Raw genomic sequence first — 21,108 nt, 5'->3', positions numbered from 1 at the left:
ACACCTCACCGCGCCAGCGTCTCCGGCCCGCGTACGGGCGTATCCGCCGCGGCGACCAGTGCATGCACCGCCGTCGAGGCCGCCTTCTCCACCAGCGCGATTCCGGCCTCGCGCGTCGCATGCCGATCCGACAGCACGCTCACCAGCAGCGTGTGCCCCGCGTAGTCCACGCGCCCGATGCTGTTCACATCCCAACGTCCCGACGCGCTCCGCGGCAGCCACCCGTTCTTCACGAAGCCCGCCGAGTCCGGGGCCGCCGCCGGGACACCCCAGTCCTGGTCGGCGGCCACATTGGCCATCAGCGACTGGATGTACTCCTGCGATGCGTCCGTGAGCGGCGACGGACGCGTGAACACCGCGCGCAGCAGCCGGAGTTGGTCCTCGGCGACGGTCTGGGTGAGTCCCCACTGACCGCCGCTGCCGGGCGTCGTGCCCGTCAGGCCCAAGGTCCGGTTGGCGCGCGCCAGGCCCTCCCCCGCCCCGATGGCCCGCCACAGCGTGTCCGTGGCCTTGTTGTCGCTGTTACGGATCATGATCGCGGCCTCGCCCTGCTGTTCAGGGGTGAGCGCGACGCCGGTCGTCTGGGCCTGCAGCAGCAGCGCGGCGAGGATGTTCACCTTCACGATGCTGGCCGTGTCGTACGAGCCGGAGCCCGCGGACGAGTGCGCCAACTCGCCGGTGTCCAGGTCCTCGACGGCGATGCTGTAGCGCAGCCGCTCGCCGTCCGCGCCGGAGCCGAGGGCGGCGCGGACCGCCTCCGCGGCGGTACGGGCCGCCGAGTTCGGCTCGGGACGGGGCGGTGCGGGCCGGGACTGCGCGGGACGGGGCGGCGCGGACTGCCCGGCCCCCTCCGCGTCCGTACGCTCCGCCGCCTGCGCGGCCCGCACCGGCGGCTGCGGGTCCACCAGGGAGGCGGCACCCTCCGGCACCGGGAGCGCGCCCCGGTTGAAGGCGACCAGCGCCGTGCCGGCGGCGAGCGTGAGCGCGGCGCCTGGCAGCCACAACGCGCGATTACGGGAGTGCATCACGCATTTCGTATCAGCATCCGATCCGCACTCCGGCAATCCGTGCTGGTCAGGTCACTCGATCGGCGCCCCGATCGGCCTTACGCTGCCGTCATGACCACCTCCCGCGTGCACGCCTTCAGCGCCGCCGACGCCCTCGGCGACCACGACGCCACCGCCCTCGCCGCGCTGATCCGCGCCGGCGAGGTGAGCGCCCAAGAGGCGGCGGAAGCCGCGGTCGCGCGCGTACGGCAGGTTGAACCCGAGCTGCATGCGGTGGCGATACCGGCGTTCGACGCGCCCGACATCCGCACGGCGGGGGCCCTTGCCGGCGTGCCGACCTTCGTCAAGGACAACACCGACTACCGCGGGCTGCCCACCGGCCACGGCAGCGCGGCCTTCCACGCCCGTCCGGCGAAGCGGCATGCGCCGTTCACCGAGCAGTTCCTGGCCAGCGGGATGACGGTGCTGGGCAAGACGCGGCTGCCGGAGTTCGGCTTCAACGCCACCACCGAATACCCCGGCGGCGACGCCGTCCGTAACCCCTGGCACACCGGCCACTCCGCCGGCGGCTCCTCGGGCGGCAGCGCCGCGCTCGTCGCCTCCGGGGCGGTGCCGATGGCGCACGCCAACGACGGCGGCGGCTCGATCCGTATCCCCGCGGCCTGCTGCGGCCTGGTCGGGCTGAAGCCGACGCGGGGCCGGATGGTGGCCAGCGAACAGGGCCGGCGGCTGCCGATCGACGTCGTCTGCGACGGCGTCCTCAGCCGTACGGTCCGCGACACCGCCGCCTTCTATGCCGCGGCCGAACAGCACTGGCAGAACCCGAAACTGCCGCCACTCGGCCTCGTCGAGGGCCCGTCGGACCGCAAGCTGCGGATCGGCCTGCTGCTCGACTCCCCCACCGGCGTGGTGACGGACGACGAGACGCGCGCCGCGGTGAACGCGACGGCGGCGGCGCTGGAGAAGCAGGGCCACGAGGTGGAGCCGTGCACGCTGCCGCTGGACCCGCGCTTCGAGGGCGACTTCATCACGTACTGGGGGATGCTGTCCTTCCTCGCCTCCGCGACGGGGCGACTGCTGCTCGACCGGCACTTCGACGGCCGCCGCATGGACGGCCTGAGCCTGGGCCTGCGGGCCCGCTACCGGCGCCGGATCGCCGCCACCCCGGCCGTGCTGCGACGGCTGCGGCAGGCCTCGCGGGCGGCGTACGAATCGGCGCTCGGCCGCTACGATCTGCTGCTGTCCCCGGTGCTCGCGCACACCACGCCGCCGCTCGGGCACCTGTCCCCTGACGTGCCGTACGACGAGTTGATGCGGCGGCTGACCTCGTACGTCTCCTTCACCCCGCTCAACAACGTCTCCGGCAGCCCGGCCATCTCGCTGCCGGGGGCGCAGCGGACGGCGGACGGGCTGCCGGTCGGCGTGATGCTGTCGGCGCGGGACGGTGACGAGCGGACGCTGCTGGAGGTCGCGTATGCGATGGAGGCCGAGCGGGGGTGGCCGCGGATCCAGACGGCGGAGTGAGATCGGGACGTCGAGCCGCTCAGGCGTCCAGGACCGCCGTGAGGCCCGCCCTCAGATCCTTTACGTAGAACTCGGGGACCTCCAGCGACGGGAAGTGCCCACCGCTCTCCGGCGTCCCCCAGCGGACAAGCTTCCGGAACCGCTCCTCCGCCCACGGGCGCGGGCACTTCTCGACGTCGCGCGGATACACGCTGATCGCGGACGGGACGTCGACGCGGAGGTCGGGGTCGAGCGAGTCGTGGCTCTCGTAGTAGATGCGGGCTGCCGAGGCGCCGGTCCGCGTCAGCCAGTACAAGGTGACGTCATCGAGGATCCGGTCGATGGAGATCGTCTCGAACGGGCTGTCCTCCGTGTCCGTCCACTCGGCGAACTTGTCGAGGATCCAGGCGAGCAGCCCGACCGGTGAGTCGACGAGCGCGTAGCCGACGGTCTGCGGCTGGGCCGCCTGCACCTTCGCGTACGCCGCGTGCTGGTCCCAGAAGTCGCGGGTGTCCTCGACCCACTTGCGCTCTGCCGCCGTCAGCCCGTCCGCGGTCAGCCCGGGCGGCGCCTGCGCGGTCGAGGTGTGGATGCCGAGCACGTGCTCCGGGTACCGGCCGCCGAGGATCGTGGTGACCACGCCTCCCCAGTCGTTTCCGTGGGCCAGAAACCTGCCGTACCCGAGCCGCCCCATCAACTCCACCCAGGCGTCCGCGATCTTCCCGGTCCCCCACCCGGTGCTGTCCGGCTTGTCGCTGTAACCGAAGCCCGGCAGCGACGGGGCTACGACATGGAAGGCCGGCGCGTCCGCGTCGTCCGGATCGGCCAGCTCATCGATGACGTCGGTGAACTCGGCGATGCTGCCCGGCCAGCCGTGCGTCATGAGCAGCGGCGTGGCGTCGGCGCGCGCGGACCGGCGGTGCAGGAAGTGGATTCCCAGACCGTCAATGGCCGTACGGAACTGGCCGATCTGGTCGAGGCGCTTCTCGAACGACCGCCAGTCGTACTCGGTGCGCCAGTAGTTCACGACGTCCACGAGATCGGCGAGCGGCACCCCCTGCTCCCAGCGGCGCGGGCCGGGCGCGGCGCCGCGGACCGTCTCGGCCTCCGGCAGCCGCGCCGCGGCCAGGCGGGCGCGCAGGTCGTCGAGGTCGGCGTCGGTCGCGTGGGCCGTGAACGCTTGCACGTCGGTGGTGGGCACGGAGACCTCCAGGTCATTGTGCATGAACCAGCTAAGACGGTTCTAGCAGATCGCGACGGCGAACCGCAACCGGCTAAGGTGGTTCCATGTCCGGCTCTACGACTTCTCAGCCCCCCGGCTTCCGCCTCGGCAAGGTGCTGGCGACCAGCTTCACGGCGACCCTGACGGAGCGCCGCGGCGATCCCGTGGAACGCATCCCCACGCCGGACCGCCTCGCCGACTGGCTGGCGGTAAGCGGCCTCGCCGTGCCCTCCTGCACCCCCGCCCAGCTCAAGCGTGCGCGGGAGCTGCGGGAGTCGATTCACGCCGCGGCGACGGCGGCGGCGCGGCGTGATCCGCTCCCTGCGGCCGCTGTGGAGATCATCAATGACTACAGCGCGCAGGGCGGGGCCGCGGCTTTCTTGACGGCTGAGGGGGAGCGGGAATGGCGGCTTGGCTCGACGTCGTCCGTGGAGGATGCGTTGGGCGTCATCGCCGCCGACGCGATCAGCATCATCTCGGGCGAGCGCGACGGGAAGCTGGCCCTGTGCTCATCGCCGACCTGCGAGGCCGCCTTCTTCGACACGAGCCAGAGCCGGACCCGCAGATGGTGCGAAATGAATACGTGCGGGAATCGCCAGAAGAAGGCGCGCTTCAATGCCCACAAGCAGGCGCGCTCCGGGGCTGCGGGCTCCGGGTCAGCGAGCTCCGCGCGCTAGCTGCTCGAGGACCTGGTCGGCGATGCGGCGTCCGCCGGCCGCGGCCGCTGCGGCTGTGCCGCCGCCGGGGAGAGTGAGGGCGCCGGTGGTGTAGGCGCCTGGGCGGGCGAGTTCATGGTCGGTGATCCAGTCGCCGGTCAGGATGAGCGTGTCGCAGGGGATGGTGCGGCGTTGCCCCGTGACCAGGTGCTCGATCTCGACGGCGGCGAGGCGGCCGCGGCGGCCGTCGATGCGGGAGATGCGGGTGCGGGTGGCGACGGGGATGGCGTGGCGCAGGCGCGGGGCGTACGGGCCGCGGGCCGGCCGCTCGGTGGTGAGCAGCGCGGTCCGGCAGCCGGCGCGGCGGAGGGTGGTGACGGCGGACCAGCTGAGGGGGTCCGTACCGACGATGACGGCGCGATGTCCGGTGAAGTCATCGATGCCGGCGAGCAGTTGTCCGTACGTCCAGATGCCGGTGGCCGGGCGATCACCGGGTATCAGGCGGGCATGACGGGTGCGCTCGCGGGCGCCGGTGGCGAGGACGACGGCCTGGGCGGTCACCTGCAGGAGTCCTTCGGGCGTCGTGACATCGAGGCTGCGCTCACCGGACCAGCCGGTGACGGTGGCGTCGGTGAGGACGACGGCGCCTGCGGCGGCGGCGCGTTGAGCGAGCGCGTGCGCGTAGCCCGGGCCGGTGAGGGGCCGGTGGAGATCCCGCACCCCGAACCCCCACGTGCGGCAGAGGCGGGGCAGGCCGCCTGGCTCGGGCTCCCGCTCGAGCACCAGGACGCCGCCGTCGAGACGGGAGGCCAGGCGAGCGGCGGCGGTGAGACCGGCGGGGCCGGCGCCGACGATGACTACGTCGGGGGTGAGGGTGGTGGGGGTTGAGGTGGGGGCGTCGGCCATGGGGTGGGCGGCGGTGGGGTCGGCCGCGGTGGGGCGGGCGGCCTTGTCGGTCTCAGCAGCCTCGGCCGCCGGGCGGGTGGCGGGCACAGGCCCGGCCACGGGCCGATCGGCCGGTACGAGCCCTGCCACCGGGCGGTCGCCGGGCACAGCCCCCTCCACCGGCGGCCCCGCAGACCCGCCCGCGTCCCGCAGCAGCGCGGCGAGTCGCGGGCCGCATGCCGTGCCCTGGCAGCGGCCCGCGCCTGCGCGGGTGCGGCGGGAGAGGCCGCCCGGGGTCGTCGGCGGGAGGGGGGAGCGCAGGGCGTCGCGGATCTCGCCCTCGGTCGTGTGCTCGCAGTAGCAGACGATGCGGCCGTACGCGCTGTCGCGGGCGATCAGTTCCGGGTCGGCGTACGGGCGCGGGAAGGCCTCGCCCAGGTTGGGCATGCGCGGGGTGGCGGGCAGCGACCCGCGGGGCGGCAAGCGCAGGCCTGCCTCGCGCAGTTGCCCCGCCGCGTACTCCGCGATCGCCAGCGACGCCGACAGGCCCGTGGAGCGGATGCCGCCGACCAGCAGGTAGCGCTGCCCCGCCGCGGCCTCGATCACGTAGTCATCGCGCTCGGTCGCCGCCCGCAGCCCCGCATACGTCGCCGTCACCTCCTCCGCCACCAGCCGCGGCATCAGCCGCGCACCCTTCGCGAGCAGTCGGTCGAGCCCCGCCCGCGAAGTGCCGGTCGCCGTGCGGTCCGTGAGGTCTTCCGCGGTGGGGCCGAGGAGGACATTGCCGTACACGGTCGGGCAGATCAGCACGCCCTTCCCCCAGGGGCCGGGCACCGGCAGCACGATGCGTTCGGCGAGCGGGCGCGCCGCCTTGTCGTACACGATCAGCTCGCCGCGCCGCGGAATCACCGTGAAGCGGTCGTGGCCGAAGAGCGCGTCGACGGTGTCGGCGCCGAGGCCCGCGGTGTTGACCACCCAGCGGGCGCTGACCGGCCCGCGCGTCGTGCGCAACACGGTGGTGTGTGCGCCGGGTTCGGCGGCGAGGACGCGGTGGCCGAGGAGGAGTCCGGCGCCGCGGGCGCGGGCCTCGGTGGCGTACGCGAGGGTGGTGGTCCAGGGGCAGGTGATGGCCTCGTCGGGGACGGTGAGGCCGCCGAGGGCGCCCGGGGCGAGGGCGGGGAGGTGGCGGCGGAGGTCGGGGGCGGGGATGAGCTCGCAGCGGTGGTAACCGTTCGCGGCGGCCTTCTCCGCGAGCGCGGGGAGCGCTTTGAGCTCCTCCTCGGTCCAGGCGACGAGCACCGCACCGACCCGCTCGACGGGGATGCCGGCGGCGGGCGCGTACGAGGTGAGCAGCTCATACCCGCGCCGCACGAGCCGCGCCTCGAGAGTGCCGGGCGAGGCGTCGAAACCGGTGTGCAGGATCGCGGTATTGGCCTTGCTGGTGCCGTCCCCGACGTCGTCGCGGGCATCGAGGACGGCGACGCTGAGGTCGTAACCCGCCAGCTCGCGCGCGATCGCGCAGCCGACGACGCCGGCGCCGATGACGGCGATGTCGTACGGCCCGTCCGCCCCCTCAGCCACGCCCCGCCGCCCCCGGCAGATTCGCGGCGGCCGACTCCCGCCACCGCCCCAGGTGTTCCGCCGCCCGCTCGGCCGGCCACCGCGGCTCATACGTGCGGCCCGGCTGCCACTCCCCCACCGCCTCCGCCGCCCCGAGCCCCGGCTCGACCGCCAGCCGCGCCAACGCCGCCGCGCCAAGGGCGGTGGCGTGCGGCGACGGATAGACGTCCACCGGGATCTGCGCCAGATCGGCCTGCGCCTGCATCAGCGTCGCGCTGGCGGTGAGCCCGCCATCCGCGCGCAGCCGGGTCAGCGGCGCGCCCAGATCAGCCGCGACCAGGCCCGCCAGGTCGGCGATCTGGGCGGCGACGCCCTGGAGGACGGCGAGCACGATGTGTTCGCGGCGGGACGAGAGGGTCAGGCCCGCGAGAGACGCGGTGGCGTCAGAGCGCCACCACGGGGCGGCGTGGCCCGCGAAAGCGGGTACGCACAGCACACCGCCCGCGTCATCCGCTGCCGCCGCCCGGTCCAGCTCTGCCGCGGAACCTATGAGCCCCAGGTCGGCGAGCCAGCGTATGGCCGAGGCGACCGTGTAGACCTGCCCGTCGACGCAGTACGGCGTGGCGCCGCGGGCCCGCCAGGCGACGGAGGCGGTGAGGCCCGAGGTGGAGCGGATGGCGCGCTCGCCCGTATTCGCGAGCAGGAAGGCACCGGTCCCGTACGTGCACTTGGCCATGCCCGCGGCGAAGCAGCTCTCGCCGAAGAGCGCGGCCTGCTGATCGACCACGAGCCCGGCGACCGGCACCTCCCCACCCGTAAAGGCGCTGGTCGTGCCGACCACCTCGTCGCAGCCGACGATCCGCGGCAGCTCGGCACCATCGACCCCGAACAGCTCCGCCAACTCCGGATCCCAGGCGACCGCGTCGAGGTCGAGGAGCAGCGACCGGCTGGCGGTGGCGGCGTCGGTGACGAAGGTGCCGGTGAGGTGGTGCAGCAGCCACGTGTCGGTGGTCGTGACGACGCCCTCGCGGGTCAGGTTGGCGCGCAGCCAGGTGATCTTCGGGGCGGAGAAGTACGGATCGAGGACGAGGCCCGTACGCTCGGCCACCCAGTCGCGGGCGTCGGCGCGCTCATCGCAGATGGACTGGGAGCGGCTGTCCTGCCAGACGATCGCCGGGGTGAGCGGCTTTCCGGTGGCGCGATCCCAAGCGAGCACGGTCTCGCCCTGGTTGGCGAGCGCGATCGCCGCCAGCGACGGCCGCCCGGCCCGCTCGTACGCCTCCCGGCCCGCACGCAGCACCGAGTCGAGCAGCTGCGCCGGGTCCTGCTCGACGCCACCGTCCGGGAGGTAGTTCGCGGTCACGGGCACCTCGGCCACCGCGAGGACGCCATCGGCGGGGTCGACGACGAGTGCCTTGGTGCCCGAAGTGCCCTGGTCGAGGGCGAGTACGGTCATGGCCTTCGGCCACCCTTCCGGTCGGCGCGGGATCTTCGTACCGGGGCTAGCGCATCACGGGAGGGAGGGGTGGTGTGCGAGTTTGCTGGAAGTGCGGGCGGGGGCGGCGATGCTGACCCCCCGGAACGCCATCCGGGAACCCCATGAGAACGCCGTACGCAAGTGAGTACAGTGTGCGCAAGCGTGGCAGCACCGTAGGCGCCACCAGGGAGGAACCGTGTCTAAATCCACGAGTTGGGGATGGAAGGGCAGCCAGGACGGAGGCCTGTCCGAGGACCGTCTGCGCCGCATGCGCGAGGTGTTGTCCGGGCACGTCGAATCCGGGGCGATACCCGGACTCGTGGCGCTCGTCAGCCGCAAGGGCGAGACGCACGTCGAAGTGCTCGGCTCACACGAGGCGGGCGGCGCGGGATCGCCCATGCGTCGCGACACCATCTTCCGCATGGCGTCCGCGACCAAGCCCGTCACCACGGCCGCGGTCATGATTCTCATCGAGGAGTGCAGGCTGCGGCTCGACGACCCGGTCGACCCGTGGCTGCCCGAACTCGCCGACCGGCAGGTGCTGAAGAGCATCGAGGGGCCGGCCGACGACACGGTGCCGGCCAAGCGGCCCATCACCGTACGGGACTTGCTGACCTTCACCAATGGCTTCGGCATGGTGGTCGCCGCGCCCGGCACCTACCCGGTCCAGGAGCTGATCGAGGAGTCGGGGATCGGCGCCTTCGGGCAGGTGCCGACCTGCGGGCCCGATGAGTGGATGCGTAATCTCAGCAGGCTGCCGCTGATCTGCCAGCCCGGGGAGCGGTGGCTGTACAACACCGGATCCGACATCCTTGGCGTGCTGGTCGCCAGGGTTGCGGGGCAGTCGTTCGAGGCGTTCCTGCGGGAGCGCGTCTTCACGCCGCTGGGGATGCGGGACACCGGCTTTCATGTCCCGGCCGACAAGATCCACCGGCTGCCCACGAGTTACGCCCACGATCCGGAGACCGGTGAGCTGGTGGTCTGGGACGAGGCGGCCGGCGGGCTCTACAGCCGGCCCCCGGCCTTCGAGTCCGGCGGCACCGGCCTCGTCTCGACCGTCGATGACTACCACACCTTCTTCCAGATGCTGCTGCACAAGGGCACGTACGGCGGCGTGCGCATCCTCTCGCGGGCCGCCGTCGAGCTGATGACGATGGATCACCTCACTCCGGAACAGAAGGCGGAGAAGGACCGCTTCCCCGAATACTTCGGCGCGCACGGCGGCTTCGGCTTCGGCATGGCGGTCCGCACCCAGCGCCGCGACCTCGCCTCCGTCGGCCAGTTCGGCTGGGACGGCGGCCTCGGCACGACCGCGTACGGCGACCCCGCCGAGCAGCTCGCCGGGATCCTGCTGTCCCAGGCGGCGATCGACTCTGAGGACACGCCGCGCCTGCATCGCGACTTCTGGACGACCGCGTACCAGGCGATCGACTGAAGCGCAGCGCGCGCCTAACGCTTGAAGCGCAGTGCGCGCCTAGCGCTTCGCGGACGTGTACGTCAGGTGGGTCACCCGTGACGAGGCGTCCGAGCGGGCCTGCTCCAGCGCGAGGCGGTCGGGGTCCACGTGGTCGAAGAGGCGGACGCCCGCGCCGAACAGCACCGGCGCCAGCGCGATCGTGAACTCGTCGATCAGCCCGCCGTCCAGATACTGCTGGATCGTCTCGCCGCCGCCGGCTATCCGCACATCGCGGCCGCCGGCGGCCTCGCGGGCCTGCAGCAGCGCGCTCTCGATGCCGTCGTTGACGAAGTGGAAGGTCGTGCCGCCCGGCCGCTCCCACGGCTCCCGCTTCTCATGGGTTACGACAAAGACCGGGGTGTGGAACGGGGCCTCCTCCGGCCACGCCTGCTCGCCCAGGTCGAACATCCGCTTGCCCATGACGCTCGCGCCGGTGCGCTCATACGTCGCCCGCACGATGTCATTGTCTATGCCTTCCTCGCCGCCCTCGCCGAGCTTGAGGTTTTCCCGGAACCACCGCAGCGGGAATACCCACGCCTGCAGCTCCGCCCACTTCCTGTTCCAGCGCCGCACGCCCGGATCGTCCTTCTTCGCGGGCGAGAACGCGTCCTCGGCCGGCACGGCCTCCGGGGCCATGAATCCGTCGAGCGACATCGTCACGCTGAAGAACACCTTCCCGGCCATCAGCCCTCCGCCCCCTTCTCCTGCTCGTTTCGGGTGAGTTCGGCGACGTAGGCCGCCAGATTGCTCAGGGTCTGCTCGCCGCCCTCGATCGCGTGATACTTCTCGACCGCCTCGTCGCGGAGCTCCTTGGAAGGGAACACCGTGCGCATCACGATCCGCGTCTCGTCGCCGGCCGGCTCGAAGTCCAGGAACGACTCGAAGGCGTTGGGGTCATCGCGGGACTCGCCGTGCAGCAGCGCGATCCGCTCCGGCGGGACGATCTCCTGCCAGGTGATCCACTCCTGGTAGTCGGTCCCGTCGGGCCCGTGCATCACGAAGTCCCACACCCCGCCGACGCGGAAGTCGAAGGTCCGCGTCGTGGTGGTGAAGCCCTCCGGCCCCCACCATCGCGACAGGTGCCGGACCTGCGTAAACGCCTCGAAGACCAACTCCCGCGGGGCGTCGATCAGCCGCGAGATCACGACCTCGCGGCCCGCGTCGGCCGCGACTGCGGCCGTGGACGCCTGCGCTGCCTCGCCGCCGCTACTTCTGGGTGTCGCCATGGTGTGGTGCCTCCTGCCTTGCATGCTTCAACTCCTGCACGTACACATCCAGCCGGTCGAAGCTCTCGTGCCAGAACTGCTCGAAGCCGCCCACCCACTCATGGATCGGCCGCAGCCCGCGGGCCTCCAGGCCGTACAGCCGCTGCTTGCCCACCCCGCGGACCCGCACCAGACCCACCTCCCGCAGCACCCGCAGGTGCTTGGACGCCTGCGGCTGGGTCATGCCGAGGCCCTGCGCCAGGTCGTTCACCGGCTGCTCGCCGCCCCGCAGCAGCTCCAGGATTTCGCGCCGCTGCGGTTCCGCGATCGCGTTGAACGCGTCCGAGGTCGTCGCTGCTCGTGCCATGGCTCCATCATATGCCTATATCGGAATACGTCAAGGGTTCACTGTCAGTCTTGAGGAGACGGCGGTAGGGTCCGCCGCCATGCGACTCCTGGTGCTTGGCGGAACGGCCTTTGTCGGGCGGGCGATCGTGGCGGATGCCCTGCGGGCGGGGCACGAGGTGACGCTCTTCGGGAGAGGGAAGACCGGGGCCGATCTCTTCCCCGAGGCCGAGCGGCTCATCGGGGACCGCGAGACCGGCGACTACGGCGCCATCACGGGCGCCCCCGACCGCCGTTGGGACGCGGCCGTGGACGTCAGCGGTTACGTCCCGCGCCAGGTCGGACAGGCCATGGACGCCCTCGGCGACCGCGTCGCCCGCTATCTCTTCATCTCCAGCCGGGCCGTGTACGCGGACGAGGCCCTCTCCCCCGGCGCCGACGAGGACGCCGCGCGCAAGCGACCCGTACGCGACACCGAAACCCTGGACGGGGACAACTACGGCGCCCTGAAGGTGGCATGCGAGGACGACGTCGTCGCGCGGTACGGGGCACGGGCCACCCTTGTCCGCCCCGGCCGCGTCGTCGGCCCGTACGACAACTTCGACGCCTTCACGTACTGGGTGCGGCGGGCCGCGCTCGGCGGCCGGGTGCCGGTGCCGGGCGACCCCGCCCAGCCGGTGCAGGTCGTGGACGTACGGGATGTGGCGCGGCTGGTGCTGCGGCTGCTGGAGGACGGGCGGGCCGGCGCCTTCCACGCGGTGGGGCCCGCGGATCCGACGACGCTCGGCGGGGTGATCCAGACCTGCGCGGAGGCGGCCGGGAGCGAGGTGGAGCTCGTCCGCGTGGACGTGCCGGACGACGAGCTGCCCGGGTGGCCCGGCTTTCCGCTCGTACGGCCGCACTGGCCGGTCTCGCAGCACAACCCGGCGCGGGCGCGGGCCGCCGGGATGCCCGCGACGCCGCTCGCGCGAACGGCGGCCGACGTGCTCGCGTGGGATCGCGAGCGCGGCCGGCCGCCGCTGGCGGAGGGGTTCAGCGCGGCACAGGAGGCGCGGGCGCTGGCGCGGTATGCGCGTGGCTGAGGGTTACGCCTTGAGGTCCTCGACCGAGTTGACCACCAGGCCGTACGCGTCGCCGATCTGGGCCAGCGCGGACCGCTTCAGCGTCTCCGCCGGGACGACGCTGCCGTCGGCGGTGGGCAGGTTGCGGGAGGCCGTGGTGTCGGCGACGACCGTCGGGCGGTAACCGCGGAGGGCGGCGCCCTCGGAGGTGAAGGTGACGCACATGTGGGCCATCAGGCCCGCCAGGACCAGCTCCTCACCCGCGCCGATGTCCTTCAGCGTCTGCTCAAGCGTGGTGCCGTGGAAGGAGTTCGGCGCCTTCTTGAGGATCACCGGCTCGCCCTCGACCGGGGCGACCTCGTCGCTGATGGCGCCGAGGTGGGTGTTGATGTCGTACGGGCTGCCCTCGCCGCCGTCGTGCTGGATGTGGATGACCTTGGCGCCGGCGGCGCGGGCGGCCTCCAGCAGCCGCTTGCCGGCCTTGACCGCCTCCTCGGCGCCGACGAGCTCCATGACGCCGGTCCGGTAGGTGTTCTGGTAGTCGATCATGATGAGGGTGGCGTCGACGAGGCGCGGGGCCTCCTCGGACGCGCCGCCGAGCTCGCGCAGGGTCTTGGAAGCGGACACAGCAGACATGGGTGTCTCCATATTCGGTGGTACGGAATGTGCGGTGGTACGGAAGCCGCGAGCGCTCAGCTCGCCGTGCGAAACCGGCGGCGGTACGCCGCAGGCGTGGTGCCGATGTGCTTGCGGAGCGCCCGGTGGAGGGTCTCCACCGAGCCGAGTCCGCAGGCGGCGGCCACCTTGTCGAGGGGGTCGTCGGTGCTCTCCAGGAGCCGCCTGGCCGCCTCGACCCTGGCGGCCTCGACGTAACCGGCGGGCGTGGTCCCGGTCTCCTGGCGGAAGACCCGGGCGAAGTGCCGCTCGCTCAGGCACATCCGCTCGGCGAGTACGGGGGCGGACAGGTCCGCGTCCAGGTGCTCGGCGACGTACATCCGCAGCTCGTCGATGTCCCGCCGGGCCGCGGGCGGGCGGCTGAGCGGCACCGAGAACTGGCTCTGGCCGCCCTGCCGCTTCAGGTACATCACCAGCTGCCTGGCCACCGTCAGCGCGACCTCCTCGCCCAGGTCCTCGGTGACCAGGGCCAGGGCCAGGTCCATGCAGGCGCTGATGCCGGCGCCGGTCCAGATGTTCCCGCTGCGTACGAAGATCGGGTCCGGGTCGACGGTGACCTCGGGGTGATCGGCGGCGAGCCGGCCCGCGGTCGACCAGTGCGTGGTGGCGGTCCTGCCGTCCAGCAGCCCGGCCGCCGCCAGCACATGGGCGCCGACGCAGACGGACGCCACGCGCTTGGCCGCGGGGGCGACCTTGGCCACCCACGCCACCACCTCCGGGTCGAGGCGGGGCACGGGGCCCTCCGGGTGGGCGTCCACGGCGCCGGGCACCAGGAGGGTGTCCAGGACGCCGTCGACCTCGGCGCACGACAGGTCCGTGACCAGCCGCACGCCCGCCGAGGTGGTGACCACGCCCGCCTCCGGGGAGGCGAGCTGCACCTCGTAGCCCGCCGCGCCGCCGGTCTCCCGGTTGGCCAGGGAGAAGACCTCGGCCGGGCCGGTGACGTCGAGGAGGTCGACGTCCGGGAAGACCGTGATCACGATGCGGCGGGTGGTGGGCATGCGTCTATGGTCGCGCGGCGACCGGATGGCCGCAATGACTGCTTTCTGTCACATCCGGACATTGGTGTCCGAGTCCGTCAGGCGGTGGCCGCCTCCCGCAGCGCCCCCTCCAGCAGCCCGGCCCCCTCCTCCGCCTCCGCGACCGTGAGGCTCAGCGGCGGCGCGATACGGAGCGTGGCGCCGTTCAGGCCGCCCTTGCCGATCAGCAGGCCTGCCTCGCGGGCCGCCTCCAGGGCGGCGGTCGCCGCGGCAGGAGTGGCCAGCTCGACGCCGATCATGAGGCCGCGGCCGCGTACCTCACGGACCACGTCGAGCGTCGCCGCCACCGCCCGCATGCGCTCCAGGAGCAGGCCGCCGACGCGGCGGGCGTTGCCCTGGAGGTCGTGTTCCAGGAGGTAGGTGAGGTTGGCGGTGCCCGCGGCCATGGTGATCGGGCTGCCGCCGAAGGTGGAGATGGAGTTGGCGTCGAGGCAGTTCATGACCTCGGCGCGGGCGACGACGCCGCCGATGGAGGCGCCATTGCCGATGCCCTTGGCGAAGGTGAGCATGTCCGGCGGCCCGTTCTGGCCGTGCGCCTGCCAGCCCCAGAAGTGCTCGCCGGTACGCCCCCAGCCGGTCTGCACCTCATCCGAGATCCAGAGGATGCCGTGCTCGTCGAGCACCTCGCGGAAGGCGGCGAAGAGCCCGTCGGGTCCGGACGTGAAACCGCCGACGCCCTGGATCGGCTCGGCGATCAGCGCCGCGACGCCGCGGGTCTGGTCGAGCAGCTCGCGCAGGTCGGCGACGCAGGCCTCGATGAACTCGGCGTCGGAGAGGTGCGCGAAGGGGCCCGTCGTACGGACGCCGCCGTGCACGTAGAGCGTCTGCAGCGGGGAGAGGCTGGTGGGCGACCAGGAGCGGTTGCCCGTAATGCCGACGGCCGAGAAGGAGCGGCCGTGGTAGCTGTTGCGCATCGCCAGGATCTGATTCGAGCTGCGGTGCGCCGTGGCGAGGAGCAGGGCGGCGTCGTTGGCCTCCGTACCGGACGTGGTGAAGAAGACGCGGGCGTCCGGGATGCCGGAGAGCTGGGCGATGCGCTCGGCGAGCTCCACCATCTGCCGGTTCAGATAGAGGGTGGAGGTGTGCAGGATGCGGCCGGCCTGCTCGGCGACCGCCTTGGTGACCTCGGGGAGGGCGTGGGCGGTCATGGTGGTGAGGATGCCGCCGAAGAAGTCGAGGTAGCGGTTGCCCACGGCGTCCCAGACGTGCCGGCCCTCGCCGTGGGTGATCTCGATGGGGTCGCCGTAATAGAGCGCGAGCCAGTCGGGCATGACGGCCTTGTGGCGGCGCAGCAGTTCATCGCTCACGGCTGCACCAGCCCTTCGTACGCGTCGGGGCGTCGGTCGCGATAGAACGCCCACTGCTGCCTGACCTCCTCGATCAGGCCGAAGTCGAGGTCGCGGACGACGAGTTCCTCTTCCTTGTCGCCGGCGGTGTCGCCGACGAACTGGCCGCGGGGGTCGACGAAGTAGCTGGTGCCGTAGAAGTCGTTGTCGCCGTACTCCTCCTGGCCGACGCGGTTGATCGCGGCGATGAAGTACTCGTTGGCGACGGCGGCGGCGGGCTGCTCCAGCTGCCACAGGTAGGCGGAGAGGCCGCGGGAGGTGGCGGAGGGGTTGTAGACGAGCTGGGCGCCGTTGAGGCCGAGCTGGCGCCAGCCCTCGGGGAAGTGGCGGTCGTAGCAGATGTAGACGCCGACCTTGCCGACGGCGGTGTCGAAGACCGGCCAGCCGGCGTTCCCGGGCTTGAAGTAGTACTTCTCCCAGAAGCCCTTGACCTGCGGGATGTGGTGCTTGCGGTACTTGCCGAGGACGGTGCCGTCGGCGTCGATGACGACCGCGGTGTTGTAGTAGAACCCCTCCTGCTCGACCTCGAAGACCGGCGACACGATCACCATGCCGGTCTCGCGGGCGAGGGCCTGCATGCGGACCGTGGTGGGGCCGTCGGGCACGGGCTCGGCCCACCGGTAGTGCTCGGGCTCCTGGACCTGGCAGAAGTAGGGGGCGTTGAAGACCTCCTGGAAGCCGATGATCTTGGCTCCCTGTGCGGCCGCGGCGCGGGCGTGGTCCTCGTGCTTGGCGATCATCGACTCGGTGTCGCCGGTCCAGGTCGCCTGGACCAGGGCGGCGCGTACGACGTTGCTCATGAGCTGCTCCTTGTGCGGTCTACGCCTGTAGAGGACAGCCGTCGAAATCCGAACGTAAGCGGGCAGGGAGGCGGTGACAAGACCGCGGGCTGGGGCGTCCGGGTGTGTCGCGGGTCGATCTCGGGTGGCCACTTTTTTGTGGGTACTTGGCAGGGGGTGGTGGAGGGGCGAGGCTCGTTGTGGGTGGTCGGCCGGTCCGGGAACTGGGGTGATGCGCGTTAGGAGGGCTGCCCGCCGGCCGCCATAGCCAGCTTTTCGAGGCGGCGGTGGCCCCAGTCGGACAAGGGCGCCAGCCGCTCGGAGAGGTCCCTGCCGAAGTCCGTCAGGGAGTAGGTGGTCTTCAGCGGCAGCACGTCGTGCACTTCGCGGTGCACGAGCCCGTCAGCCTCCATCTCGCGGAGCGCCTGCGTCAGCACCTTCTCGGTGAGCCCGGGCAGGTGACGGCGTAGCTCACCGGGGCGGCGTGGGCCGGACTCGAGCTGCCAGAGCAGCGCGGTCTTCCACTTGCCGTCGATGACGGCGATTGCGGCGACTACCCCGCACACGTTCAGATCCTGGGCCCGACTGCGCGTCACTTTGCGCCCCTTTTCTCTTGCTTTATAGCTATTTATACGGGAGTTGAAGCATGTCACTGCACTCTGAACAGTCTGCCGTCACCGGCACCCGCACCGTCACCGTCCTCGGCCTGGGGCCGATGGGAAGGGCCCTGGCGAGCGCCTTCCTCGACGCGGGGCTGCGGACGACGGTCTGGAACCGTACGCCGGGCAAGGACCGGGACCTGGTCGCCCGCGGCGCGCTGAGCGCCGATACGGCGGCGGAGGCGGTCGCGGCGAGCGGGCTGACGGTGGTCTGCGTGCTCAACTACGACGCGTCGGACGCCATTCTGCGGCGGGAGTCCGTCACCGATGCGCTGAAGGGCCGCACGGTGGTGAACCTGACCGCGGACACCCCGGCCCGGGCCCGGGACACGGGTGACTGGGCCGCCGGACACGGCATCCGATACCTGGACGGCGCCATCATGACGCCGACCACGACCATCGGGACGCCGGACGGTGTCTTCATCTACTCCGGCCCCGAGGACCTCTACGCCGAGCACCGGCCCGCACTGGACACCCTGGGCGGCACGCACACCCACCTCGGCGAGGACATCGGCCGGGCGGCGGCGTACGACATCGCGCTGCTGGACATCTTCTGGACGGCGATGGCGGGCTATGCGCATGCCCTGGCGGTGGCGCGGGCTGAGGGCATCAGCGCGCGTGAACTGGCGCCCTTCGCCAAGGGCATTGGCGCGATCCTCCCGCCGGTCTTCGAACAGTCCGCGGAGGACATCGACTCCGGCAGCTTCTCCGGGGAGGGCAACCCGATCACGTCGGCGGCGTCGTCGATGGCCCACATCGTGCATGCCTCGGAGGCGCATGGGATCGAGGCGGGGGTCATGCGGGCGGCTGAGGGGATGGCGCGGAGGGTGGTTGGGCTCGGGCATGGGGAGGACGGGTTTTCGCGGGTGGTGGAGGTGATCGGGCGGAGGGGGTGAGGGCGGGAGGGCGCGGCAGCGGCGTGCGGGCGCGGCAGCGGCGTGCGGGCGTGGGTGTGGCGTCTCGTACGGGCCTCACCCGGCGCCTGGCACGCCCGCCGAGCGGAGTGCGCTGGTGAGGGCGTGGTGGCGGGTGGGTGAGGCGGACTTGGCCGCGGTGAGGAGGTGGGGGACCAGGAGGGCAGGGGCTTCGAGGGCGAGGCGGGTGGCCTCGTCTGCGGTGCGGGTCTGGATGAAGGCGACGAGGAGGGTGTGGAGTTCGGCCGGGCGGCCGGCTTCGTGGAGGGCGCGGGTGATGGTGGCGAGGTCGGCGGGTGGGCGGGATACGGACTGGCGGAGGAGTTGCGCCGCCGCATCGGGGTGTCCGGAAGTCGCTAAGGCCGCGGCGGTGGCCGCCAATCGGAGCGCGGGCTGGTTGCCTGCCTCCCAGAGCAGGGTGGACGTGTCCGCCGCGAGTCCGGCCCGCTCCAGGGCGCTGACGAGCGCGGGCAGCCGGTTCGCCGCGCCGGCCGCGGCGGCGGTGAGTTCGGCGTACGCCTCGCCCGTACGGCCCGCCGCCCGCAGCCGCACGATCCGCTCGACGGCGGCCGCGGCGTCCCGGCGCTCGGCGACCCGCTCCTCCTCTTCGAGCCGGGCGGCCTCGGCGCGCTTGGCGTCGCCACGGCGGGTACGGGTGGCGGCGCCGCCCGCCGCTCCGGCGAAGCGAGCGCCTCCTGCCCCGCCCCCGCTCGGGGCATCGGCCACGGCCGCCCCGTCCCCCATCGCCGGGAGAACGGGCGGGGGGACGGCGGCGCCGTCGACACCGGCGAAGCGAGCGCCGCGGGGGCGGGCGGCTTTCGCGTGACGCTGCGCCGCGGGTCGCTCCGCCGCGAGTCCCCCCGCCGCGGGTAGCTGCTCCGCGCGATACTCCACCCCCACCCGCTCCCGCAGCGCCGCCATCCGCCCCCGCAACTCCTCGCACCGAGCAGTTGCCCGCATCCGATCGTCCTGCAGCCACGCCTGCTCGCGCGCGAGCCGCTCGTGTGCCTCCCTCGATGCCGCCTGGGCCAGAGCCGCGTGGACCTCCCGTAGGTCGCGTTCCTTGCTCTGCAGCTCCTGCTGCATCGCGTCCAGACGCGCCGCGAGCTCCGCCACGCTGCCCTCGCGCACATCCCACGCCGCGATCGCCGCCGCGTGCAGCGCCCTCGCCCGGGCCGCCGGTTCGCCGGCGTGCGCGCCGGTGTCGGACAGCAGGGACTCGACCACGTCCCACGGCGGCAGCTCGCGTCCCTGCAGGCAGGCGCGTAGGCCTTCGGGGTCCTCCTGGGCGAAGACGCCGTACCAGCCGGCCTGCGGATCGAGGCCGGTCACCACCTCGCGCAGAAATTCCGCAAAGCGCTCTACTTCCGCCACAACCATGCGTTTCTCCACCGCCACCCGCGTCCGCTTCCGGCCAGACCTCGCCCGGGCATTGGACACCAGGTCTGTTACGTCCGGGCTACGGATACTTTGCGGGCGGCAAACTCGAACAGTGGTGCGCGATACCGCTAGCATGCGCGGCCATGAATGACGCCATGCTCACCATCGTCCTCGTCGCCGCGGGGGTGCTTGTCGGGGCCGGCCTCGGCTGGTACGCCCGCAACTCCCTCGCGGGCCGGAAGAGAGCCCGGCGCGAGCGCTTCTACGGTCTGCCGGAGAACTCCGAGTGCCTTGTCGTGGTGAACCGCGACGCGAGCGGGGGTGACTGGAGCGTGGCCAAGCACGATGCGCTCGCGCTCCTTGAGCTCGCCGCTGTGATCAAGGAGTGCGGCGCGCACGTCCAGGTCATCGCGCATGACACGGCTCAGCAGGGGTTCGGCGATCGCACCGAGTTCTGCGTCGGCACCCCGATATCCAACCGCCGGATGGCAGCGCATCTGCAGTCCCTCCTTCCCGGCGTCCGCGTGAACACCGATCCCGAGCCCGGGCCCGACCGCGGCGCCTTCGCTGTGGGCAGCGAGCGCTATCGGCTGGAGAACGGGGTGTCGGAACACGTCATCCTCGCCCGTTTGACGGCGGGGCAGGACGCCCGGCCGGTCTTCATCTCCTGCGGGCAGCGGTCGATCACCAACCAGGCCGCGATGCGCTACCTGTCGCGCAACGAGGCCCGGCTGACCCGCAAGTACGGCAACAGCTCCTTCGTCCTCCTCCTCAAGGTCGTCAACTCCCAGTCCTACGGACCTGACGTCGTCGAGCTGGTCGGCGACGTCACGAAGGCCGCGAAGGCGCCCTCGCCGCTCGCCCTGACCCCGAAGGCCGACAACGGCAAGGACCAGCTCACCAAGTGAGCTGCGCCCACGCTCGGGTGCCGGCTGCGCTGCGGATGATGCCGGTGCTGTCCGCGTAAGCGCGCACGAGTAACAGGCCCCGGCCCGCTTCCGCCTGCCCCGCGTCCTGCTGCTCCGCAGGCGCGGCGGCGGGCCGCCATGCGCCCGCGTCGGACACCTCCACCCGCAACACCGCGCCGGTGCACGTAAGCCGCAGCGACACATGCGCCGACCCGCTGTGCCGCACAGCATTACCCACCAGCTCCGACACAATGATCCGCACCCCAAACCCCACCTCCTCCGGCACCCGCCACACACTGAGCACAGCGGCGGCGAAGGACCGCGCCTCCGGTACCGCTACCGCGGTCGCAGGCAGTGTGCACGCGGCGGAGGCCACCTCTGCGGCGAGTCCGCCGCCCGGACCGATTGCGGCCGTCCTGCCCATTGCGGCCGTCCGGCCCGCGGACCTGGTCACAGCACGTCCCACAGCAGCTCAGCCCAGGCCACCGCCGGCCTCGCCGCCAACCAAGCCGCGCACGGACTTAACTCTTCAGACATGGACTTCACGGGCGCCCCCCGATCCCCGTAGTAGTTCACTTCGTGTCCCACGGCAGCGCATCCCAAGGCAACTCGACCCACACCGCCGACGTGCCGTCGCGCATGCTGACCGCCGAGCCGTACAGGACGCCTTCGTTCAGGACGACGTCCATCGGGCGGGGTTCTTCGGTGTCCGGGGGGCGGGGGGAGGGGACTTCGGGCAGTATGGCCGTGACCGTGATCCGTAGCGCCGCCGGCGTGAAGTAGAGATCGACCTGACAGGGCCGTCCGTTGAAATGCAGCGCCGTATCGGCCGCCAGCGCGGCGGCCAGCCGAGCCGCGCACGGTCCTAACTCGTGGCCCCGCAAGGTGCTTGCGACGAACGCTCGCACCCTCGCTGGACTAGCCCCGTCAGGCAAGGCGAGGACTTCGGGTCTGGGCTCCACAGGCACCTCCACTTGCAACCTTGTTACCTAGGTGCATACTTCTTCCCTTAGTACCTAGCCTGTCAAGC

19 protein-coding genes and 2 pseudogenes are annotated in these 21,108 nt (G+C 72.1%); 6 read left to right on the top strand and 15 right to left on the bottom strand.

The window, feature by feature from the left end:
* Positions 1–5: 5 nt before the first annotated feature.
* Positions 6–1,025 carry a serine hydrolase gene (locus ACNNMR_RS35895; protein ID WP_419998879.1) on the bottom strand — a complete coding sequence of 340 codons (1,020 nt, stop codon included), beginning with the start codon at positions 1,023–1,025 and terminating at the stop codon, positions 6–8.
* A gap of 93 nt (positions 1,026–1,118) precedes the next feature.
* Here ACNNMR_RS35895 and ACNNMR_RS35890 point away from each other — a divergent pair, with 93 nt between their 5' ends.
* Positions 1,119–2,531, top strand: coding sequence for an amidase (locus ACNNMR_RS35890; RefSeq protein ID WP_419998878.1), 1,413 nt, complete (start codon positions 1,119–1,121; stop codon positions 2,529–2,531).
* Between the two features lie 19 nt (positions 2,532–2,550).
* Here ACNNMR_RS35890 and ACNNMR_RS35885 read toward each other — a convergent pair whose 3' ends face one another.
* The gene (locus ACNNMR_RS35885; RefSeq protein WP_419998877.1) at positions 2,551–3,711 is read right to left on the bottom strand and encodes an epoxide hydrolase; all 1,161 of its coding nucleotides are present in this window, start codon (positions 3,709–3,711) and stop codon (positions 2,551–2,553) included.
* A gap of 86 nt (positions 3,712–3,797) precedes the next feature.
* On the opposite strand from ACNNMR_RS35885, the gene ACNNMR_RS35880 reads away from it, so the two are divergent.
* Positions 3,798–4,409: a CGNR zinc finger domain-containing protein gene (locus tag ACNNMR_RS35880; RefSeq protein ID WP_419998876.1), complete on the top strand. Its 612-nt coding sequence runs from the start codon at positions 3,798–3,800 to the stop codon at positions 4,407–4,409.
* Here the strand turns inward: ACNNMR_RS35880 and ACNNMR_RS35875 are convergent.
* The 3 genes and pseudogenes from ACNNMR_RS35875 to ACNNMR_RS35865 form a co-directional block, all read right to left on the bottom strand.
* Positions 4,389–5,246, bottom strand: a pseudogene (locus ACNNMR_RS35875) (FAD-dependent oxidoreductase); the annotation flags it as partial. The gene ACNNMR_RS35880 and the pseudogene ACNNMR_RS35875 sit on opposite strands and share 21 nt — an antisense overlap.
* A gap of 237 nt (positions 5,247–5,483) precedes the next feature.
* Positions 5,484–6,944 (bottom strand): annotated as a pseudogene (locus tag ACNNMR_RS35870) (NAD(P)/FAD-dependent oxidoreductase); the annotation flags it as partial.
* Positions 6,847–8,289, bottom strand: coding sequence for an FGGY family carbohydrate kinase (locus ACNNMR_RS35865; protein WP_419998875.1), 1,443 nt, complete (start codon positions 8,287–8,289; stop codon positions 6,847–6,849). The pseudogene ACNNMR_RS35870 and the gene ACNNMR_RS35865, both read right to left, overlap by 98 nt.
* 289 nt (positions 8,290–8,578) lie before the next feature.
* On the opposite strand from ACNNMR_RS35865, the gene ACNNMR_RS35860 reads away from it, so the two are divergent.
* A complete protein-coding gene (locus tag ACNNMR_RS35860; RefSeq protein WP_420000599.1) occupies positions 8,579–9,745 on the top strand; it encodes a serine hydrolase domain-containing protein in 1,167 nt (388 codons plus the stop codon).
* Between the two features lie 39 nt (positions 9,746–9,784).
* Here ACNNMR_RS35860 and ACNNMR_RS35855 read toward each other — a convergent pair whose 3' ends face one another.
* From ACNNMR_RS35855 to ACNNMR_RS35845, 3 genes are read right to left on the bottom strand one after another with little or no spacing between them, the layout of a single operon-like run.
* Positions 9,785–10,450, bottom strand: coding sequence for a dihydrofolate reductase family protein (locus tag ACNNMR_RS35855; RefSeq protein ID WP_419998874.1), 666 nt, complete (start codon positions 10,448–10,450; stop codon positions 9,785–9,787).
* On the bottom strand, positions 10,450–10,992 hold the full coding sequence (locus ACNNMR_RS35850; protein ID WP_419998873.1) for an SRPBCC domain-containing protein: 543 nt from the start codon (positions 10,990–10,992) through the stop codon (positions 10,450–10,452). The genes ACNNMR_RS35855 and ACNNMR_RS35850 overlap by 1 nt, the downstream gene beginning before the upstream one ends.
* Positions 10,973–11,338: an ArsR/SmtB family transcription factor gene (locus ACNNMR_RS35845; RefSeq protein ID WP_419998872.1), complete on the bottom strand. Its 366-nt coding sequence runs from the start codon at positions 11,336–11,338 to the stop codon at positions 10,973–10,975. The genes ACNNMR_RS35850 and ACNNMR_RS35845 overlap by 20 nt, the downstream gene beginning before the upstream one ends.
* A 79-nt stretch (positions 11,339–11,417) precedes the next feature.
* Between ACNNMR_RS35845 and ACNNMR_RS35840 the strand changes: the two genes are divergently transcribed.
* A complete protein-coding gene (locus ACNNMR_RS35840; protein ID WP_419998871.1) occupies positions 11,418–12,398 on the top strand; it encodes an NAD-dependent epimerase/dehydratase family protein in 981 nt (326 codons plus the stop codon).
* 3 nt (positions 12,399–12,401) lie between these two features.
* Here ACNNMR_RS35840 and ACNNMR_RS35835 read toward each other — a convergent pair whose 3' ends face one another.
* The 5 genes from ACNNMR_RS35835 to ACNNMR_RS35815 form a co-directional block, all read right to left on the bottom strand.
* Positions 12,402–13,013, bottom strand: a complete 612-nt coding sequence (locus tag ACNNMR_RS35835) for a cysteine hydrolase family protein (protein ID WP_419998870.1) — start codon at positions 13,011–13,013, stop codon at positions 12,402–12,404.
* Between the two features lie 56 nt (positions 13,014–13,069).
* Positions 13,070–14,053, bottom strand: coding sequence for a GlxA family transcriptional regulator (locus ACNNMR_RS35830; protein ID WP_419998869.1), 984 nt, complete (start codon positions 14,051–14,053; stop codon positions 13,070–13,072).
* Positions 14,054–14,130: 77 nt separating this feature from the next.
* A complete protein-coding gene (locus ACNNMR_RS35825; RefSeq protein WP_420000598.1) occupies positions 14,131–15,363 on the bottom strand; it encodes an aspartate aminotransferase family protein in 1,233 nt (410 codons plus the stop codon).
* Between the two features lie 32 nt (positions 15,364–15,395).
* Positions 15,396–16,238 carry a nitrilase-related carbon-nitrogen hydrolase gene (locus ACNNMR_RS35820; protein ID WP_419998868.1) on the bottom strand — a complete coding sequence of 281 codons (843 nt, stop codon included), beginning with the start codon at positions 16,236–16,238 and terminating at the stop codon, positions 15,396–15,398.
* 218 nt (positions 16,239–16,456) lie between these two features.
* A complete protein-coding gene (locus tag ACNNMR_RS35815) occupies positions 16,457–16,813 on the bottom strand; it encodes a winged helix-turn-helix transcriptional regulator (RefSeq protein WP_419998867.1) in 357 nt (118 codons plus the stop codon).
* A gap of 50 nt (positions 16,814–16,863) precedes the next feature.
* On the opposite strand from ACNNMR_RS35815, the gene ACNNMR_RS35810 reads away from it, so the two are divergent.
* On the top strand, positions 16,864–17,772 hold the full coding sequence (locus tag ACNNMR_RS35810; protein WP_419998866.1) for an NAD(P)-dependent oxidoreductase: 909 nt from the start codon (positions 16,864–16,866) through the stop codon (positions 17,770–17,772).
* Positions 17,773–17,847: 75 nt separating this feature from the next.
* On the opposite strand, the gene ACNNMR_RS35805 is transcribed toward ACNNMR_RS35810, so the two are convergent.
* The gene (locus tag ACNNMR_RS35805) at positions 17,848–19,170 is read right to left on the bottom strand and encodes a hypothetical protein (protein WP_419998865.1); all 1,323 of its coding nucleotides are present in this window, start codon (positions 19,168–19,170) and stop codon (positions 17,848–17,850) included.
* Between the two features lie 143 nt (positions 19,171–19,313).
* Between ACNNMR_RS35805 and ACNNMR_RS35800 the strand changes: the two genes are divergently transcribed.
* A complete protein-coding gene (locus ACNNMR_RS35800) occupies positions 19,314–20,078 on the top strand; it encodes a hypothetical protein (protein ID WP_419998864.1) in 765 nt (254 codons plus the stop codon).
* Here ACNNMR_RS35800 and ACNNMR_RS35795 read toward each other — a convergent pair.
* The gene (locus tag ACNNMR_RS35795; protein ID WP_420000597.1) at positions 20,068–20,502 is read right to left on the bottom strand and encodes an ATP-binding protein; all 435 of its coding nucleotides are present in this window, start codon (positions 20,500–20,502) and stop codon (positions 20,068–20,070) included. The two genes, ACNNMR_RS35800 and ACNNMR_RS35795, sit on opposite strands and share 11 nt — an antisense overlap.
* Positions 20,503–21,108 lie beyond the last annotated feature (606 nt).

The organism is Streptomyces boninensis, assembly GCF_048572725.1.
Taxonomy (GTDB): domain Bacteria; phylum Actinomycetota; class Actinomycetes; order Streptomycetales; family Streptomycetaceae; genus Streptomyces; species Streptomyces boninensis.
The sequence above is the reverse complement of the archived record's forward strand: the minus strand, read 5'-3'. Positions and strand labels throughout refer to the sequence as shown.

What these genes read in the sequence shown, in the direction of transcription:
- ACNNMR_RS35850 (WP_419998873.1), bottom strand. Translation starts at nt 10,992, where the DNA reads ATGGCGACACCCAGAAGTAGCGGCGGCGAGGCAGCGCAGGCGTCCACG.
- ACNNMR_RS35865 (WP_419998875.1), bottom strand. Translation starts at nt 8,289, where the DNA reads ATGACCGTACTCGCCCTCGACCAGGGCACTTCGGGCACCAAGGCACTC.
- ACNNMR_RS35825 (WP_420000598.1), bottom strand. Translation starts at nt 15,363, where the DNA reads ATGCCCGACTGGCTCGCGCTCTATTACGGCGACCCCATCGAGATCACC.
- ACNNMR_RS35820 (WP_419998868.1), bottom strand. Translation starts at nt 16,238, where the DNA reads ATGAGCAACGTCGTACGCGCCGCCCTGGTCCAGGCGACCTGGACCGGC.
- ACNNMR_RS35895 (WP_419998879.1), bottom strand. Translation starts at nt 1,025, where the DNA reads ATGCACTCCCGTAATCGCGCGTTGTGGCTGCCAGGCGCCGCGCTCACG.
- ACNNMR_RS35845 (WP_419998872.1), bottom strand. Translation starts at nt 11,338, where the DNA reads ATGGCACGAGCAGCGACGACCTCGGACGCGTTCAACGCGATCGCGGAA.
- ACNNMR_RS35830 (WP_419998869.1), bottom strand. Translation starts at nt 14,053, where the DNA reads ATGCCCACCACCCGCCGCATCGTGATCACGGTCTTCCCGGACGTCGAC.
- ACNNMR_RS35880 (WP_419998876.1), top strand. Translation starts at nt 3,798, where the DNA reads ATGTCCGGCTCTACGACTTCTCAGCCCCCCGGCTTCCGCCTCGGCAAG.
- ACNNMR_RS35840 (WP_419998871.1), top strand. Translation starts at nt 11,418, where the DNA reads ATGCGACTCCTGGTGCTTGGCGGAACGGCCTTTGTCGGGCGGGCGATC.
- ACNNMR_RS35805 (WP_419998865.1), bottom strand. Translation starts at nt 19,170, where the DNA reads ATGGTTGTGGCGGAAGTAGAGCGCTTTGCGGAATTTCTGCGCGAGGTG.
- ACNNMR_RS35810 (WP_419998866.1), top strand. Translation starts at nt 16,864, where the DNA reads ATGTCACTGCACTCTGAACAGTCTGCCGTCACCGGCACCCGCACCGTC.
- ACNNMR_RS35855 (WP_419998874.1), bottom strand. Translation starts at nt 10,450, where the DNA reads ATGGCCGGGAAGGTGTTCTTCAGCGTGACGATGTCGCTCGACGGATTC.
- ACNNMR_RS35890 (WP_419998878.1), top strand. Translation starts at nt 1,119, where the DNA reads ATGACCACCTCCCGCGTGCACGCCTTCAGCGCCGCCGACGCCCTCGGC.
- ACNNMR_RS35795 (WP_420000597.1), bottom strand. Translation starts at nt 20,502, where the DNA reads ATGGGCAGGACGGCCGCAATCGGTCCGGGCGGCGGACTCGCCGCAGAG.
- ACNNMR_RS35860 (WP_420000599.1), top strand. Translation starts at nt 8,579, where the DNA reads ATGCGCGAGGTGTTGTCCGGGCACGTCGAATCCGGGGCGATACCCGGA.
- ACNNMR_RS35835 (WP_419998870.1), bottom strand. Translation starts at nt 13,013, where the DNA reads ATGTCTGCTGTGTCCGCTTCCAAGACCCTGCGCGAGCTCGGCGGCGCG.
- ACNNMR_RS35800 (WP_419998864.1), top strand. Translation starts at nt 19,314, where the DNA reads ATGAATGACGCCATGCTCACCATCGTCCTCGTCGCCGCGGGGGTGCTT.